The following is a 16,304-nucleotide window of genomic DNA, read 5'->3' as shown; positions in this document are numbered from 1 at the left end:
TCGCTTGGCATCCGCGTAGTCGCTGCTCCCCTCATTCCCATCGGACGCATTCATCGCCATATCGCGCGGGTCCAGATAGCCTTCGAATGCGGATTCTGCAAAAGGACCTGCCAGACACGCAACTATCACTTGGATCGCTTCATCGCGTTGGAAATGTCGATCCATATCGTTCTCGAAAATCGGCTTTCGCTCCGAGGTGAATCCTTGCGCTGAATAGAAAACCGTGCCTTCGACAAAACCACCGCACTCTCCGTCACCGGCGTCGGGGTAAATACTAACACTTGAGAAAGCAGGGAGTTCACGGTCGTCGTCGAACATCTGACGGTGCAAAACGATGGCGGCCACCGCGTGCCCGGCTTCGTGATGCGCCACAGACGGGAGAAGATATTGGGAGGCTACATTCATGCGGTGCGGCTCTCAGATCTAGTTTCCATCCAAGCCCTGATATCGGATTCAAGCCATGCGACTCGGCCGGGGGAGATGCGACGCCGCTTAGGGAACAGGCCTGCCTTCAGAGTCGCGCGGTCGCGCTCGAACTGCGTTCCACTGAAGTGCTTCAGGGTCTTTGCCGACTGGCCGGCGGCCCAGGCAAGTGCCCGCTCGCCTTCCACATCTTCAAGCCAAAGATAGAGATCGTCGTCGGGAGCATCCAGCGTTGGACGGACATCAAATGCGTTCATGTCCGGACAGCCTTCAGAAAGAAGGGATAGAGGCTTCCGTTTGATCGGGAACGCTTAGTGTTGGTAGCGGCGCCGACATGTTCGAAAAGCGTGATCATTGATGAGTTCTTCCAGTCGGTGCGGCATCGCAGTGCTTTTGCGCATAGGACCGCAATTCACGTGCCAACTGGGAAAATCGTTTCGGAACAATGCGATCGCTCTGGCAGCGTTGTGTCAGATGTCCGACATCGTCGAGAATCCGACAACGAGTGCTCCTCCTAATCACCGGATCAACCTCCGGCGCCAGGCGGTGACACCGCATTCCTCTGTCTTTCCAGGAGACGGCGTGGACATCAATGCCGTTCCTCACCGAACCCGCCTCCTAGCCCTTCGCCTGTGTAGCATACGTCACGGCCGCCCCCCGGTTTGGCTTCAACCTGGGATTACGGCGTCCTCTTTCGCAGAGAAGATCGGGTTGTTCGTGGCGCGCGCAGCGGAGCCGAAGGAGCTTTTTCTGGGTTGCGGATACTGGCATGTCGATATTACGACCGTGTGTCCTTCGAGAAGCTTGGTGGCTTCTTCAACCAGAATCTCGCCGGGGAGATCGAATCGTTATCTGCGCCGCAAAGTGCGGCCGGTGAGCGGCGTGGCCCTGCGTTCCAGTTGGCCACGGTCCTCGCTGGGACGAGCAAGTAAATGGCTTGCGCAGCAACGGTGCGATCACACCTGGAGCACGGCGTCATCAGGAAAGCGCCATCCTTGTGCGCCCACGACACCCTGGTCGCCATCGGCCGCATCGCGGGGGGGCAATGTGGGCGATAACCATTCATTGATCTGGGCGATTGAGGGTTCTGCCGGGGCGCTATTGCTGCTCGGTAGGGCTGCGGGCTGGCGAGTCTACCAAGGCGAGCAACGACAGGCGAGACGGCAGACATTACGTGACGGAACTTGATATTGCAGTGCAGCAAGCGTAGAGCACCCCGCGCTTATCGGAGTGTCGTCCATGGCCCTTACCAATGCTGGTAACGAGGCAGAACCTGTCGAACAATCGAGCCATTCTGAGGTCGAGCAGCACAGCACCAAGGCGCTGATGTTGGGCGCACTAGGTGTCGTTTATGGCGATATAGGCACCCGCCCGATCTATGCATTTCGCGAGGCGTTGCATGCATCAGCGGGTGGCAACGTCGCCAGCCGTGGCGACATCCTCGGCGTACTCTCGCTGATCATCTGGTCCCTGACGATCACCGTGACGATCAAATACATCATGTTCGTGCTCCGCGCCGACAATCGAGGCGAGGGCGGAGTGCTGTCGCTTATGGCGCTGGCGCGCAACAGTTTCCCGACCCGCTCTGCGGTGATCCTCGGCATCGGCATCGGCATCGGCATCGTCGGCGCGGCGCTTTTTTTTGGCGACGCCGTCATTACGCCGGCAATCTCGGTACTGTCGGCGGTCGAAGGTATGAATGTCGTCACGCCGACGTTCCAGCCCTATGTGGTGCCGCTGACACTGGCCATCCTGGCGATCGTGTTTGCGGTACAGCGGTTTGGCACCGGCGGCGTAGGATTGGTGTTCGGACCCGTTACCGCGCTGTGGTTCCTGGCCATCGGCCTTTCCGGGCTCAACCACATCATGGACGACCCGGAAATCCTGCTGGCAATCAGCCCGCATTACATCGTGTCGTTCCTGGTCAACTCGCCTGACGTCGCCTTCGTTACGGTTGGTGCAGTCTTCCTCGCCGTCACCGGAGCCGAGGCGCTCTACGCCGACCTCGGCCATTTCGGCCGCAAGCCGATCGTGCTCGCCTGGCTGGCGATCGTGTTCCCTTGTCTGTTGCTCAATTATGTCGGGCAAGGCGCCTTCGTGCTGGCAAATGGCGGCGTTGTCGGTCATCCGTTCTTCGAGATGAACCAGGGCTGGACGCTTATTCCGATGGTCGTGCTTGCCACGGCGGCGACCGTGATCGCCTGCCAGGCGGTGATCTCCGGCGCCTTTTCGCTGACCAGGCAAGCGGTACAGCTCAACATGCTGCCGCGTTTCGTCATCCAGCACACGTCGGAAAAACAGTCGGGCCAGATCTATCTGCCGCGCATCAACCTGATGCTGGCGCTGGTGGTGATGCTGCTGGTGGTCGGCTTCGGCGAATCCAGCCGGCTGGCCTCGGCCTACGGTATTTCGGTGACCGGCAATATGCTGGTGACGAACATACTGCTTTTTGTTGTGATGACGCGCATCTGGAAATGGCCGCTCGGCGTCGCGATAGCCTTAATGGCGGTGTTCGTCTTCATCGATACCGGCTTCTTTGCAGCTAACATCGTCAAGGTATTCGAAGGCGGCTGGGCCTCGCTTGCCATTGCCGCAGTGATCGTGATGACCATGTGGACTTGGATAAGAGGCAGCAGGTATCTATTTGACAAGACGCGCAGGAACCAGATTCCGCTCGATTTCCTTGCGGGCAATCTGTTGAAGAAGAAACCGCAGCTGGTGTCCGGTACGGCCGTGTTCCTGACCAGCGATCCCGCCAGTGCGCCGACCGCGTTGATGCACAGCCTGAAGCACTACAAGGCGCTGCACGAACAGAACGTCATCCTCTCTGTGGTGACGGCGCAGCAGCCCGTGGTGCCCGACAGCGAGCGGATCAAGATGGAAACAATCAATGAGCTGTTCATGCGGGTGACACTGACCTTCGGCTACATGGAACAGCCTAACATCCCGCGTGCGCTGGCGATCTGCCGCAAGCAGGGTTGGAAGTTCGACATCATGACGACGTCCTTCTTCCTGTCGCGTCGCTCGCTCAAGGCGTCACCCAACTCCGGCATGCCGGTGTGGCAGGACAAGCTGTTCATCGGCTTGGCGCGCACGGCCGCCGACGCGACGGAGTATTTCCAGATCCCGACCGGACGTGTGGTCGAGATCGGAACGCAAGTGGCCGTTTAGGTATGCCCGGTTAAGCAGAATCAATTGGCATTTCGCGAGCCGGTGAATGCCTGACCGGGCGGAGGCCACGATGCTTGCGCCAAACTGGGGTCCGGTTCCAGGCCTGAAGCTTCCGGCCCCGAAAGCCGTCCTTTACGCCTGCGATCATTTCCGTTCCGCATTGTCTTGCCGACCCACCAGTCGAGATGCGCTGAAACGACCTCGCCGGGCAGCAACTTATCATTTGAACCTAATCGATGTGCCGCAAGTCCGACCTTCATTCTTCAGTTCACAGGCTAGCGTTGCCAAAATCGGCGTGCCGCCTAACCGGCGCCGCACCGTGACCTGTCAGGATGCTATGCAGGCGCGAGGCAGAAGCTGGCTCGAGGCCGCCGGCCTGGTGCTGGTCCGGCAGCGGCCGGGCTCGGCCAAAGGCTTCATGTTCCTCTGGAGGATGAGACGGGTGCGGCAAACGTCGTCGTCTGGGTCAAGATCTCGCGAGAAATTCCGGCGCGTGCTTCTTGCTTCGGCCATGCTCGGCGTCCGCGGACGCATCCGACGGAAGAGGAGGTGGTGCACCTCGTCGCCCACGAGCTGACCGATCTGTCGGCCGGGCTGGCCAGCGTGGGAAACCGCAAGACGCCGTTTCCGTTGCCGCACGGCCGAGGGCCGAGGCTCATCACGGCGGATCGGGCATCGATCCGCGCGGCATGCCGAAGGGGCGCGACATCGTCGATGCAGTATGACCATATCGACCCTATCAAGTTCAAGACGCGTAACTTCCGGTAGCGCTTCCGGAGGCCACTTCAGCAGCATGTTGTGCACACTTTTGTCGGACCCTGTTAACTGCCGATTGGCAGCAGGTCACCCCGTGCCGGATCCCAAATGTCGTCGCTCTCAAGCGCAACGACTGCCCGCACCCTTTTTAAGTCAGCGAGCACCTCCACCGCCGGACGCCGCCCCGTTTCCTGAGCCGCGGCGTAACGGGTGTATTTGTGACTGTCCGGCTCAAACCACTTCAACGATTCCAAAGTAGCCATGGCATCGCCCTTGCGGCTGCGCGTGATGCGAATGATCGTGATCCCATCCTCAGCGCTCGCGTCGAATGGAGACACGCTGCCAACGCTTCATCTGCTCTACCCCATCTTTGTTCCAAGGCGGTCGGATCATCTCAATGAGCCCTGCCTCGGGGTGGCCAAAGCATGCATATTTATCGTTCGGCCCCGCATCGAATTATCATCTGCGATGTGGGACTCGATCTTGGGTTGGCGACGGCTTAGCTCCGGGAGTAGACGTCGGACCACTGATAAGTGCCGGACCTTCTCCACAATTTCTCGGCGGACTCATCGTGAACGCTCGATTGGACGTAAATGCGGTTCGCGGAAACGCAGGTCTGGCCGGCATTGCGGAACTTCGCCTGGACCGCACCGTCAACAGCACCGTCAATGTCGGCATCATCGAAGATGATGAAAGGTGCATTGCCGCCGGTTTCAAGGCTGACCTTCTTGATCTGGTCAGAGCACTGACGCATCAGCAGCCGTCCGGCCTCGTTCGAACCGGTAAAGCTGATCTTTTGAATCTTGGAATTGGTGCAGAGTTCACGGCCCACGCGATCACCTTCGGACGCATAGATCCAGGTTGACCACGCCATCGGGAAAGCCGGCCTGATGGCGAGAGCAAACATTGCACCTAGCCACGCCACGATAAGATCGAGCGCGGCTTCGTTGCGTGCGGGTCTGTGGTCAGTGGAGGGCGGAGGAAAAGCGCTCGGCGTGCTCGCCCTCGCGATACCACTGGTTCGCGCCGGCAAGCGCCAGTTTCTGAGGCAAATCGCCGAACAGCTGGTAGAGCCTTACTCTCAGGGCTTGGCATCTATGTCGCCTACGACCGCCACATGCAGCCCGTCGCGTGCGAAAGCGGCTTTGTGGAAGGCGCTTAGATCGGAGGGCGTTACGCTAGTCAGGCTCCCTTGGGCGGTCTCGAATACGGATGCGTGCCGTAGATTCCGCGCCGCCAGGCCAGCTCGGCGATCGCATGAGGTTCCGCGCTCATTGGCAATGATTTCGGAGAGAAGCTGGGCGCGTATGCGGTCGAAAAGTGCTGGTGTAGCCGGCTGCGGGTCCCGCCACCGAGAATGTCGGCCAGCAGTCGAGCGCCGCGGCCTCGCACCAGGGACCGCCCATGAATGACTCATGCGAGGCGTCTCAAGGCTGTCCGCGATCCAGCGCCAGATCTCCGCCTCGCCCGAGGGGCGCAGAGCTGGCCGGTTGTGCAGGAGCCGTAGGCAATATCCGCCTTCCTCGTTCGGATGGGTAACGCTTGCGATACGGAGTCTTGACTTTGGCAGTCGCTCTGTGACATTACCTATATAAAGTTCTAAAGAAGGCGATATGGATCATGCATAGGTCACAGAGACCCGAATGAAGGCAACGTATAAACGCACCTATTCGCGCTACGCGATGGAAGCGCTTGGCCTTTTCGGTAAGACCATCCGGCTTGGCCGGATGCAGCACCGGTTAACCGCACAGGAGTTAGCCGAGAGAATCGGTGTTTCACGCAGCACCCTGCAGCGCATCGAGAAGGGCGATCCCAAAGTCGAAATCGGACTGATGTTCGAAGCTGCTGCCATTGTCGGTGTGAAGCTGTTCGATGCCGACGGCAAGGGCATCACAGCCCTCACAGGCCGCATGGACGATCGCATCGCGCTGCTGCCGAAGCACGTCTACAAGGCCAGCAAGCAGATCGTCGATGAGTTCTAAGGTCCCCAAGTACGACGAAGCCTATGTCTGGGTCTGGCTGCCGGGCGAGACCGCGCCGGTTGTCGCCGGGCGGCTATATGCCCATGACGGACTCGTCAGCTTCAACTATGGCAGGAGCTTTCGTGAACTGGGCAGCGCGATCCCGCTTTATCTCCCGGAACTGCCCCTGAAGGCAGGCGAATTGCCTTTGCTTCCTGGCCTAACCATGCCGGGATGCATCCGCGATGCTGCCCCTGATGCCTGGGGACGACGGGTTATCCTAAACCGCAAATTCGGTGTGAAGGGCGATGAAATCGCGCGGCTCGATATTTCAGAACTGACGTTCTTGCTGGAATCAGGCTCGGACCGCATCGGCGCGCTCGATTTTCAGTTTTCGCCCACGCATTACGAGCCGCGCGCACTGGCCAATGCCACTCTCGAAGAGCTTGTCCAATCGGCGGAGCGGGTAGAGAAAGGTATTCCGCTCACCCCCGAATTAGATCAGGCGCTGCATCACGGCAGCTCGATCGGCGGCGCAAGGCCAAAGGCGCTGATCGAGGATGACGCCGTCAAGCATGTCGCGAAATTTTCCTCGTCTGCCGACCTTTACAGCGTCGTCAAAGGAGAATTCATAGCCATGCGGCTTGCCGCCTTGTGCGGCATCAGAGCGGCATCCGTCTCGCTCGTTCGCGCCGCAGGCAACGACGTGTTGCTCGTCGAGCGATTCGACCGGATCAAGGTCACGGGCGGCTGGCAACGCAAATCCATGGTCTCAGCGCTGACGATGCTCGCGCTCGATGAGATGATGGCGCGTTACGCCAGCTACCAGGATTTGGCGGAGATCATTCGCCACCGATTCACCGCGCCGTCGGAAACTCTGCGCGAGTTGTTCAGCCGCATTGTCTTCAACATACTTTGCGGCAACACCGACGATCATGCCCGCAACCATGCGGCATTCTGGGACGGGGCTAAGCTCACCCTCACGCCTGCGTACGATATTTGTCCGCAGGCCCGCAGTGGCCAGGAGGCCAGCCAGGCCATGCTCATCAGCGGCAATAACCGCATGAGCCGGATAGCGTCCTGCCTTGAAGCGGCGCATCACTTCCTGCTCAGCGCGCCGGAAGCTCTTGCGATTGTTGAAGGCCAGCTCCGATGCATTGCGGAGAATTGGCCGCGTGTCAGCGAGGAAGCTACGCTATCCGGCATAGATCGCAATCTGTTCTGGGGCCGACAGTTCCTCAATCCCTACGCTTTTACGGCGCTGGAAGGAAGCGCCGACGTTCTCCGCGCTCTGGCTGACGAACTACGCAACAGTGTTCACGCCTGATCCGGCGCTGGATTTCGGACAAGCTCGGCAAGCGCAAGACGCCACAATATGGACAACCCTTGCCGTGCCAGGACGAAGATTGAACAAACGGCTCTTCAACAGTGACAACGTGCACTGCGGAGAGATGTTGAGCTGACACCGCAAAAGACCAAGACGCGCGACTTCCCGCGATACAACTCCACATAACTGAGCGTCTACAAGCGGTGCAGCCAGCCAAACATCCAGCCATCAAAGCGATGATCGTCTGATCTTTTGCCGATGACATCACGTGGGGGAAGACTTGTTCGAGCGCTTGCCGCTTCATATCGATACCGGCCTGGGCGTAGCGCATCGTTAGTTCAGCCCGAGTGGCCTGGCCATCGACTGATGGTGGCGATGTCAACACCCGCCTTGACGAGGTGGATGGCCGTCGTGTCCCGCAAAGGGCGATGATGGATGCTCTTTTCCGCCATGGTGGTTCCTTCGCCCGCAGCCATGTGTGCGCAGCAAGTATCGAACACCGAACCGGGTGAGCAGTGTGGGGCGGTCGTTGCTTTGCTCGGCGGGACAGGGCGATACCAGACGAAGGTCACAATCGAAGATTCAGGATCCCTGAACTCGTGCATCCGTATTGAACATCAGCGAAAACAGAGCGTAATCCCGCTGTCCAGAAGGCGTGCGGCGGTCGATACGCGCCAGGACGCTCTTGATTTCCGGGCTCATCGAGATATTCGACAGGTGCCACCCACGCGCCCTCTTGAAGGGAAGTGTCACCACCAGTTGCAGCGTATCCTAATATTCGGGGTGCTCCGAAATCAGGAACCGCGCAAAGGCATGCATCGCCGCCAGCCTTGCATTGCGGGTCGCAACTGCCACGCTCGACCTCAAGTGATGTGAGAAAGCTGCCCATCCTGTCGGTATTGATGTCGGAGACCGCTTCTTTCAAGAATATCTTCCCGCTCTCCCGCGGCATGAGCCCGTGGCATGCTTCGGCCCAATGCTGTGGATTGATGTTTCTTCATGCCACAACCTCGCTGACGAGACCGCCGAAAGCCCCTTCAAAGCGGTCGGTGGCGATCTCTCGCAGCTTTGGAAGGTAGTGCATTGATTTTTCGTGGAATGGGGACCCTGTTTAAAGGGTGATTTTCGTCCAAACGGGACCCCTTAACGATGGGGTCATCAAGATGCCTCCGGCTTGATCGGAGGCATTTGTGTTTTGGATGTTGGTTTTAGAGACGATTGCAAAGATACGTCGGCTGTCGCTGGTCCAGGGGAAGTCGATCAAGGCGATCTGCCGTGAGCTGAAGATGTCGCGCAAGGTGGTGCGCAAGGTCCTGCGTTCTGAGGAGACGCAGTTCCGCTACGAGCGCAAGCACCAGCCCTATCCCCGCATGAGAGCTCGGCGTGAGACGCGGGACCGGCTGCTGTCGGCGAATGCGGCCAAGCCGCAGCGGGAGCGGCTGCCGGTCGCTTCGACGGCTTCCATTGCATTCCCCCGTCGGTGTCGAAGACCTGCACGGTGCGCTTCGACAACAACAAATACTCGGTGCTGTCGAGTGCCGTCGGTCGGCCCATCGAGATCCATGCTTATGTCGATCGGATCGCATCCGCCAGAGGATGGCGTGGTCGTGGGAGAACACGTTCGCTCCTTTGGCCGCAACGAGGTCGTCTACGATCCCTGGCACACGGCGCGCGCCGTTCCTTGGCTGGGTCGTGCGGTCGGCAATGGAGAAGGTGCGGCGCAGCTCAAGGCGGTTGATGACGTCGACCGGCAGATGGTGTTGATCCTCACCTGGGTGCTGACCGACGGATTGAGCGCGGTCGAGGCCGCCTGTCAGGAAGCCATCGAGCACGGTGCATCGTCGGCGCCGGTGATCCTCAACATCCTGGCCCGCAGCCGCGATCCGGCGCCGGGCACGATCCTTTCCATTCCCCAAGCGCTGAAGCTAGCTCACGAGCGGTCGCCGACTGCACCCGCTATGACAGTCTCAGGAGGACAAACAGCCATGGAACGCACCGAGGTACTGGAACTGATGGGAGCGCTGAAGCTCTACGGAATGCGCAGAGCCTATGACGAGATCATGGGCGCGTCGCCATCAAGCGACGGCACGAGCCGCCCAGGATTGTCGGTGATCTCTTGCAGGCCGAGATATCGGAGAAGCAGGCCCGCTCCATCAAATACCAGTTCGCTGTCGCCAAGTTGCCGCTGGCCAAGGACATCGACGACTTCGACTTCGCCGACACGCCGGTCACCCCCTGATGCGCGATCTCGCCCGGCCGCGCCTTCGTCGCCGATCAGCGCAACATCGTCCTGGTCGGCCGCCTTCACGGGTCACCCAACTCGCGCGGAAGGTCGACCGCATTGCGACGGGCGCGTGTCGACTTCCCAACAATGTCAGACAGGAGACGCAACGCTATCGGAGCGATCGCATTGCCCGAAACGATTTTCCCAGTTGGCACGACAATTGCGGTCCTATGCGCAAAAGCAAACTAGACCTGAGAGCCGCACCGCATGAATGTAGCCTCCCAATATCTGCCGCTTGTGGCGCATCACGAAGCCGGGCACGCGGTGGCCGCCATCGTTTTGCACCGTCAGACGTTCGACGACGACCGTGAACTCCCTGCTTTCTCAAGTGTTAGTATTTACCCCGACGTCGGTGACGGAGAGTGCGGTGGTGTTGTCGAAGGCGCGGGTTTTTATTCAGCGCAAGGATTCACCTCGAAGCGAAAGCCGATTTTCGAGGACGATATGGATCGATGTTTGGAACGCGATGATGCGATCCGGGAGATAGTTGCGTGTCTGGCAGGTCCTTTTGCAGAATCCGCATTCGAAGGCTATCTGGACCCGCGCGATATGGCGATGAATGCGTCCGATGGGAATGAGGGGAGCAGCGACTACGCGGATGCCAAGCGAATCTATGGTGAGTTGCGGTTCCTGATGCCGCGCCGCCCCGATTGGGGGCGGATCGAAGATTGCACGGCCCGGCTAGTACTCGATCACTGGTCGGCCATCGAAGCATTGGCCGCGCATTTGCTGGTCAAGCATGATCTCCAATTCGATGAGGCTCTGACGATTGTTGCGCCGCATCTTCCGCCATGCCAGCAGCTACGCCGCCAGAGCGTCATCCGCAGCCTGCTTGATCAGCCATTCGATGTGATTTGACCACATCTGCAACACCTCGCGCTTCTCCTTGACGTTGCTATAGAGATTGTAGATTTCGCCAATGTCTGTCAAGGACGCCGCCTTGTGATTCAGTATGTGCTCGATGACGTGTGGCAATACCTGCCGCCTGCCGAGATTTGTCGCGAGCGTCCTGCGCAGATCGTGAAGGGTCCAGTTCTCCAAAGCCACCCCGTCAGTATTGACCTTGCCGTCTAGAGCCTTCTTGCCCTTCGCGTAGCCTGAGAAGTGGCTTCTTTCGTTGCCCCTCGCAGGGAAAAAAACGTGTCATTGGTCTTCGGTACCGTCTGGGGGACCGACACCGCCAGTGTGGACAGCGGAATAAGCGTAGGCTCTTCGTTCTTCGTGCGGTCACCCGATAGTTCCATGTTCCGGCTTCAAGGTTGAGGACCAACGCATCGCGGCAACTTCCGTACGCCTCTGTCCGGTCAGAATGAGCAGCTTGACGATGGAGCCGAACGAATAGCCGATATCGCCCGGTTCGGGCTCACAGCCCGTTCATATAGCCGCCAGTTCGGCATCGTTCACCACTCGCTTGCGCTTGACGATCGGGGCCGGATCCGGATTTTCCAATCCCTCGCGGGGAAACCGCGGATGAGCCGTTGCGGCGGTTTGCGACACCAGTTGAAAAATGCCCGCATACACCAGAAGGCCGTGTTAGCCGCTTGCGGGTGACCCCCGGCGACGATCTTCTTTGTGATGTTAGCAATGTCGGTGTCGATCACATGGTGGATAGAGCGACTCCCGAGGGCAGGCACAAGATACCGGTTCAGGCTGGCCTCGACCAGTGCGGTGTTTTGAGGGTCGTTACTCGGCGGCCTGGAGGTGACCGCCATCGCCGTCCTCGGTATCGTCAGCGCTGATATGCGCCTGATCGGCAAGGAAGGCTGGCAGTTCCGATGGAGCTATGCTGGAATTTGGGTGACGAGGCTGATCAAGCGGCGCTCTGCGGCTTCGTTTCGATGACCTGGATTCCGTCCAGGAACCGGCACCTGCGATGAGTTTCGGCAACTGATTTTGTCCTTTCAATCGTCGCCACTTCCTGGCCGCGGCCAACAGCTTGAAGACCATCAGCTGGGCGGTTTTCGAGGATAGCGAGCCCTTGGTACGCACCGTGCGATAGCGAACGGTTGCAAAGACGCTTTCGATGGGATTGGACGTTCGCAGATGATCCCAGTGTTGGGCGGGGAAATCGTAGAGCGCCAGCGACGCAATATGATCTTTCGTCAGGCAGTCGACCGCCTTGGCATACGCCTCGGCCTCCATCTCGATCGCATGTGCAAGCAATTTGCGCGCGCCGCTGCGAAGTACATCCGTCAGGGTATCATCGATTTCGTCGGGCTGACGAAGGCGAACAATGTGTTGATAGTCTCGTTCATGGCGTATCACTCTCCTTGAGAGGTACTGGCAGGCTTCATCACCCGCCTCGATACGCCGCTCTCCTCAAGCCGCCATCATCCAGTTTCCGCCATGGCTCCCCCTGATTGATCCGCTTCACCTGTGCAACTGCACAGGCTGCCCTAGCGGGGAGATTGGCCTCCAATGGCGAAAACTTGCCGCAGGAGACCCTCCGATGACCGTGCCTATGGCGCCGCCGCTACGACAACTTGCCGACAAGCAGCGTGCGATCCACTGCCGCGCTACTGCGCCTTCAAGGGACGTCTGGATCGCGACGCAGGAGCCGATGACCGTTACGGGATCAATTCCAGGTCGCGCTGGCCGTCGCTGTGCCAGTTCGACGGTCTGGTGGCAATTTGGGCACATCTTCTGTCGCCGACAGTGGCGATGGCTGACGCTTCAACGAAACGGGGTCTTCGACGTCTGCTGCCTTCGCCGATGCTTTGCGAAGTGGCATAATGTTTCGACTCACGCAGGCGCGGGCAGGGGATGTCAGTCATGAATCTCCTGACTGGCGCGGATCAGGCCGATTGGCGGGATGAAAGATCATACGACTACACCGCTGGCCTGACGCTGCGGGAGTGGGCTTGGGAGTTCTTACGCCGCAATCCAGCGTTCCAGCGCGATCTGACCGCTGCGCGCCAGCATTGCAAGACTTGGTCTCTCCAATCCTTTCTCGATATGGTCGCGTCGGCCGGCGACCTGTCACGCTGGGGTGTTCTGTTTCGCGGAGTCTTGTGGCCGCGCTTCGGTCGTATTCTGGTGTCCGCTCTGGTGCGTCCATGTGCTGCCGGTCATTGCGGAACGGTTGCCTGCCTCGTCGCCGACACCGCCGTTCGAACTCTCGGCATTGCCCTGTCGTGCAATCGTCCTGCTGGCGCCCGACAAGAGCCAGCATGTTCTTCTTCGCAATGCGGACCACGCGCTGCAGCTCGCCGTCTCGGGCGCGAATATCCTCCACCCTGTTTGCCTGCATACGCAAGCCATCTGGCCCGCGGTGCTTTTAAAGCATCGACTGAGGGGACTGGAGTGCCTCAATGCTCTCAGTCTAGGGCAACAGTTGCCCCCCCGCTTGTTTGCGCCGGAAAAGCGCGGCGTTCGTTTGTCCTTCGTTCTTCGTGCGCTCGACGGTTCGCTCGCCGGAGCACCTCATCGCGAGCTCGCCGAAGTTCTCATCGGTCAACGGCGCGTCCATGCCGACTGGGCGGATCCTCGCGATCATCTGCGCGACCGCATCCGTCGGGCCGTCTCGCGTGGCCGCGCGCTCATGAATGGTGGCTACAGAGATTTCCTAATTTGAAAAGCGACAGTCCGCGCTGTGCGTCGGTGGATGAACGTTCGCTCGCAGCTGTACCCGTCACCAACAGTTCGCCCGCCGACAGGACTGCATGGCGCCTTGCAAGTGCGCTCTGGTCTAGCTTGTCGATGCCGAAATGAGATGGGCGAGGGTGCCAAGGCGGTGGTTCATTAGGGCCGGCCTCGACCTGGACGCACATCATTGGTCGGAAAGCGGCGTGCACCGCAATGTCGCCATAGCAGCCAAGATCCTTTGAGGCCGGACCTGCAGTCCTGTTGGACCGGCGGGTGCAACAATATGGAGGGATCTGAGGCCTCACACCGTTCCCTGGTCGACAGCTCGGTCAACATAGCACCCACCGCTTTATTATGGAAATGGTGTGCCTGGAGTGCAGCGAGTAGCGGCTTGCTGCGCACTGTCCTAAGAATAGCAGTCATGACCCGTCTGGGGTTCTGCAACACGACGATTCAACCGCTTGGGCATTGTCGCATATCCCACAATGTAGAATGCGCAACAGGGCAAAAGCTGATCCATCGGCGGTTTATCAATGCTTTTTGGCTTGGCACGGCACATGCAACGCAATCGGCAAAAGGCGCACGAACTGAGTGGCCCATCGGCCCTAGGAGCGCTGACTTATGCCCTCCCAAGGCATGTCCGGCCCGACAGCGAGCTCAGTCTCCTGCCGGGCATCCGTGTTTCAGGTCAACGGCGTTTGGAACTTCCAATTAGGTGGCGGCATTGACCGCAGGCCGCCCCCCGGTGGGGCGGAGAGACAGTGCAGCAGGTTTCAAATCCCGCCCATGCAAAGATATTTCATTTCCAGATAGTCCTCGAGGCCATGACGGGAACCCTCCCGCCCGATGCCGGATTGTTTGATCCCGCCAAACGGTGCCGCCTCCGAGGACATGCGTCCCGTGTTGATGCCAACCATGCCATATTCCAGAGCCTCTGCCACACGCCAGACCCGCTTCAGGTTTGAGGCATAGAAGTATGCGGCGAGGCCGTAGATCGTGTCATTGGCCTCGCGCACGACCTGATCCGCATCGTTGAAGCGAATGATCGGCGCGAGCGGCCCGAATGTCTCCTCTTGCGCGACTGCCATGACGCTGGAAATCTCGGTGAGGACCGTGGGTTCGAAAAACGTGCCATTCTTGCCGATACGCTGGCCCCCGCATCGTATTGTGCCGCCTTTCGCAATGGCATCTGCGACGTGAGACTCGATCTTGGCCAGAGCATGCTTGTCGATGAGCGGTCCGATGTCCACTCCGGCATCGAATCCGTCGCCAACCGACAAGTGCCGGATTCTTTCCACGAATTTCTTGACGAACTCATCGTGAACGCTCGATTGGACGTAAATGCGGTTCGCGGAAACGCAGGTCTGGCCGGCATTGCGGAACTTCGCCTGGACCGCACCGTCAACAGCACCGTCAATGTCGGCATCATCGAAGATGATGAAAGGTGCATTGCCGCCGAGTTCAAGGCTGACCTTCTTGATCTGGTCAGAGCACTGACGCATCAGCAGCCGTCCGACCTCGGTCGAACCGGTGAAGCTGATCTTTCGAATCTTGGAATTGGTGCAGAGTTCACGGCCCACGCGATCACCTTCGGACGCATAGATCAGGTTGACCACGCCATCGGGAAAGCCGCCCTGATGGGCGAGGGCGAACATTGCGCCAGCCACGAGCGGCGTCTGTTCAGCGGGCTTGAGCACGATTGTGCAGCCCGCAGCCAAGGCCGGCGAGATTTTGCGCGCCACCATGGAGGCCGGGAAATTCCATGGCGTGATCGTGCCAACAACGCCGATGGGCTGCTTGATCACTAGCATTCGGCGGTCTGTCGAGGGTGCCGAGATCGTCTCCCCATAGACGCGATTGGCCTCCTCGGCATACCATTGCAGATACGCCGCCGCATGCGATACCTCTGAAATGGCTTCGGCAAGCGGCTTGCCCATTTCCGCAGTCAGAATCGCGGCGAGATCGCCTGCATGGTCGATGATCAGCTGATGCCATCGCCAAAGAACGTCGCTACGTTCTCGGGCCGTCAACGCGGCCCATCCCGACTGCGCAACATAGGCCTTGTCTACCGCAGCACGTGTCTCCTCCACGCCCATATCGGGAAGCTCTGCCAAAACTTCGCCGGTCGACGGATTGACGACCTCGAACGTCTTATTGCCAACTGGTCTGCCGAGTGCCGGCAGGCGGTCGATGGCTCCAAACAGGTGCGGGGATTTCAGACGGCGGATCATCGGCAGGCACAGGGGCAATACCGGATTCCTCCTCAACGCAGCGAACATCCAGGTCGACAGGCCGTCAGTGTGTATTCTGCACCAGTGGGTTCGTCGTAGGGCCTCGGCAAAGCAGCTGGTAGACCACGCTAGCCCGATGAAAAGACAGCAGTTTCGTTAGTTTGAGTGCCCGCGGTTCATCAATTGATGGATTAAGCAGTCGGATGTTTGCTTCATCCACCATGCCTGCTGGTGGCATGCGACTGAATTCTGCAAAAAGGCGGCATACATGCTGAGGAGCGCCATTTCGGCGAGAGGCCGCCGGACCGCCAATGCCGCGCAAGGTCGGCGAAAACGACTCCGCGCGTCTGCATGATCTGCTTGGCCCACGGGCCTCCAACGCTCTTCCCACGAGAAGCCCCGATGAAGAAGGAAGGTGTGATGAGTTTCTTTACTCATCCTTGCCGCCCAGCGGCGGGCCGACCACCAAAATGGCGGGCTCGGCCGAAAGCAGCTTTTTGGCCGCCGCCTTGACCTGTTTGAGCGTCACCCGACCGATGCTGCGGGCGCGACGCTGGTTGTAGTCG

11 protein-coding genes and 6 pseudogenes are annotated in these 16,304 nt (G+C 59.5%); 9 read left to right on the top strand and 8 right to left on the bottom strand.

Features of this window, described 5'->3' with window-relative positions:
- Both EN939_RS03270 and EN939_RS39675 read right to left on the bottom strand, forming a co-directional pair.
- Nucleotides 1–405, bottom strand: a 405-nt coding sequence (locus EN939_RS03270; protein ID WP_148670700.1) for a hypothetical protein, incomplete at its 3' end; no start/stop codon positions are given.
- Nucleotides 402–680 carry a helix-turn-helix transcriptional regulator gene (locus EN939_RS39675; RefSeq protein ID WP_063169289.1) on the bottom strand — a complete coding sequence of 93 codons (279 nt, stop codon included), beginning with the start codon at nucleotides 678–680 and terminating at the stop codon, nucleotides 402–404. The genes EN939_RS03270 and EN939_RS39675, both read right to left, overlap by 4 nt.
- A 982-nt stretch (nucleotides 681–1,662) precedes the next feature.
- Here EN939_RS39675 and EN939_RS03260 point away from each other — a divergent pair.
- Both EN939_RS03260 and EN939_RS39995 read left to right on the top strand, forming a co-directional pair.
- The gene (locus EN939_RS03260; protein ID WP_127266914.1) at nucleotides 1,663–3,594 is read left to right on the top strand and encodes a potassium transporter Kup; all 1,932 of its coding nucleotides are present in this window, start codon (nucleotides 1,663–1,665) and stop codon (nucleotides 3,592–3,594) included.
- A 549-nt stretch (nucleotides 3,595–4,143) separates the two neighbouring features.
- Complete coding sequence (locus tag EN939_RS39995) at nucleotides 4,144–4,362, top strand: hypothetical protein (protein WP_372958897.1); 219 nt, start codon at nucleotides 4,144–4,146, stop codon at nucleotides 4,360–4,362.
- 53 nt (nucleotides 4,363–4,415) lie between these two features.
- Here the strand turns inward: EN939_RS39995 and EN939_RS03250 are convergent, their stop codons facing one another.
- Nucleotides 4,416–4,688 carry a hypothetical protein gene (locus EN939_RS03250; protein ID WP_127266913.1) on the bottom strand — a complete coding sequence of 91 codons (273 nt, stop codon included), beginning with the start codon at nucleotides 4,686–4,688 and terminating at the stop codon, nucleotides 4,416–4,418.
- Nucleotides 4,689–4,849: 161 nt separating this feature from the next.
- Nucleotides 4,850–5,182, bottom strand: a complete 333-nt coding sequence (locus tag EN939_RS39990; protein ID WP_442919514.1) for an aldehyde dehydrogenase family protein — start codon at nucleotides 5,180–5,182, stop codon at nucleotides 4,850–4,852.
- 811 nt (nucleotides 5,183–5,993) lie between these two features.
- Here EN939_RS39990 and EN939_RS03235 point away from each other — a divergent pair.
- From EN939_RS03235 to EN939_RS03215, 5 genes and pseudogenes are all read left to right on the top strand, one after another.
- Nucleotides 5,994–6,332, top strand: coding sequence for a helix-turn-helix transcriptional regulator (locus EN939_RS03235; RefSeq protein ID WP_236383572.1), 339 nt, complete (start codon nucleotides 5,994–5,996; stop codon nucleotides 6,330–6,332).
- Nucleotides 6,322–7,638 carry a type II toxin-antitoxin system HipA family toxin gene (locus EN939_RS03230; RefSeq protein ID WP_127206482.1) on the top strand — a complete coding sequence of 439 codons (1,317 nt, stop codon included), beginning with the start codon at nucleotides 6,322–6,324 and terminating at the stop codon, nucleotides 7,636–7,638. The genes EN939_RS03235 and EN939_RS03230 overlap by 11 nt, the downstream gene beginning before the upstream one ends.
- A 1,441-nt stretch (nucleotides 7,639–9,079) precedes the next feature.
- A pseudogene (locus EN939_RS38870) lies at nucleotides 9,080–9,691 on the top strand (Mu transposase domain-containing protein); the annotation flags it as partial.
- Nucleotides 9,624–9,937: pseudogene (locus EN939_RS38865) on the top strand (ATP-binding protein); the annotation flags it as partial. The pseudogenes EN939_RS38870 and EN939_RS38865, both read left to right, overlap by 68 nt.
- Nucleotides 9,938–10,129: 192 nt before the next feature.
- Complete coding sequence (locus EN939_RS03215) at nucleotides 10,130–10,780, top strand: hypothetical protein (RefSeq protein ID WP_127266912.1); 651 nt, start codon at nucleotides 10,130–10,132, stop codon at nucleotides 10,778–10,780.
- Here the strand turns inward: EN939_RS03215 and EN939_RS39985 are convergent.
- Nucleotides 10,724–10,972, bottom strand: a pseudogene (locus EN939_RS39985) (integrase); the annotation flags it as partial. The gene EN939_RS03215 and the pseudogene EN939_RS39985 sit on opposite strands and share 57 nt — an antisense overlap.
- 760 nt (nucleotides 10,973–11,732) lie before the next feature.
- Nucleotides 11,733–12,049 (bottom strand): annotated as a pseudogene (locus tag EN939_RS03205) (IS256 family transposase); the annotation flags it as partial.
- A 636-nt stretch (nucleotides 12,050–12,685) separates the two neighbouring features.
- On the opposite strand from EN939_RS03205, the pseudogene EN939_RS39980 reads away from it, so the two are divergent.
- Both EN939_RS39980 and EN939_RS03200 read left to right on the top strand, forming a co-directional pair.
- A pseudogene (locus tag EN939_RS39980) lies at nucleotides 12,686–12,865 on the top strand (transcriptional regulator domain-containing protein); the annotation flags it as partial.
- A gap of 115 nt (nucleotides 12,866–12,980) precedes the next feature.
- Nucleotides 12,981–13,496: a DUF2285 domain-containing protein gene (locus EN939_RS03200; RefSeq protein WP_224570032.1), complete on the top strand. Its 516-nt coding sequence runs from the start codon at nucleotides 12,981–12,983 to the stop codon at nucleotides 13,494–13,496.
- Between the two features lie 784 nt (nucleotides 13,497–14,280).
- On the opposite strand, the gene EN939_RS03195 is transcribed toward EN939_RS03200, so the two are convergent.
- On the bottom strand, nucleotides 14,281–15,756 hold the full coding sequence (locus EN939_RS03195; RefSeq protein WP_127266911.1) for an NAD-dependent succinate-semialdehyde dehydrogenase: 1,476 nt from the start codon (nucleotides 15,754–15,756) through the stop codon (nucleotides 14,281–14,283).
- 412 nt (nucleotides 15,757–16,168) lie between these two features.
- Nucleotides 16,169–16,304: pseudogene (locus EN939_RS38860) on the bottom strand (insulinase family protein); the annotation flags it as partial.

It is taken from the genome of Mesorhizobium sp. M7A.F.Ca.CA.002.05.1.1, from assembly GCF_003998335.1.
Taxonomy (GTDB): domain Bacteria; phylum Pseudomonadota; class Alphaproteobacteria; order Rhizobiales; family Rhizobiaceae; genus Mesorhizobium.
The sequence above is the reverse complement of the archived record's forward strand: the minus strand, read 5'-3'. Positions and strand labels throughout refer to the sequence as shown.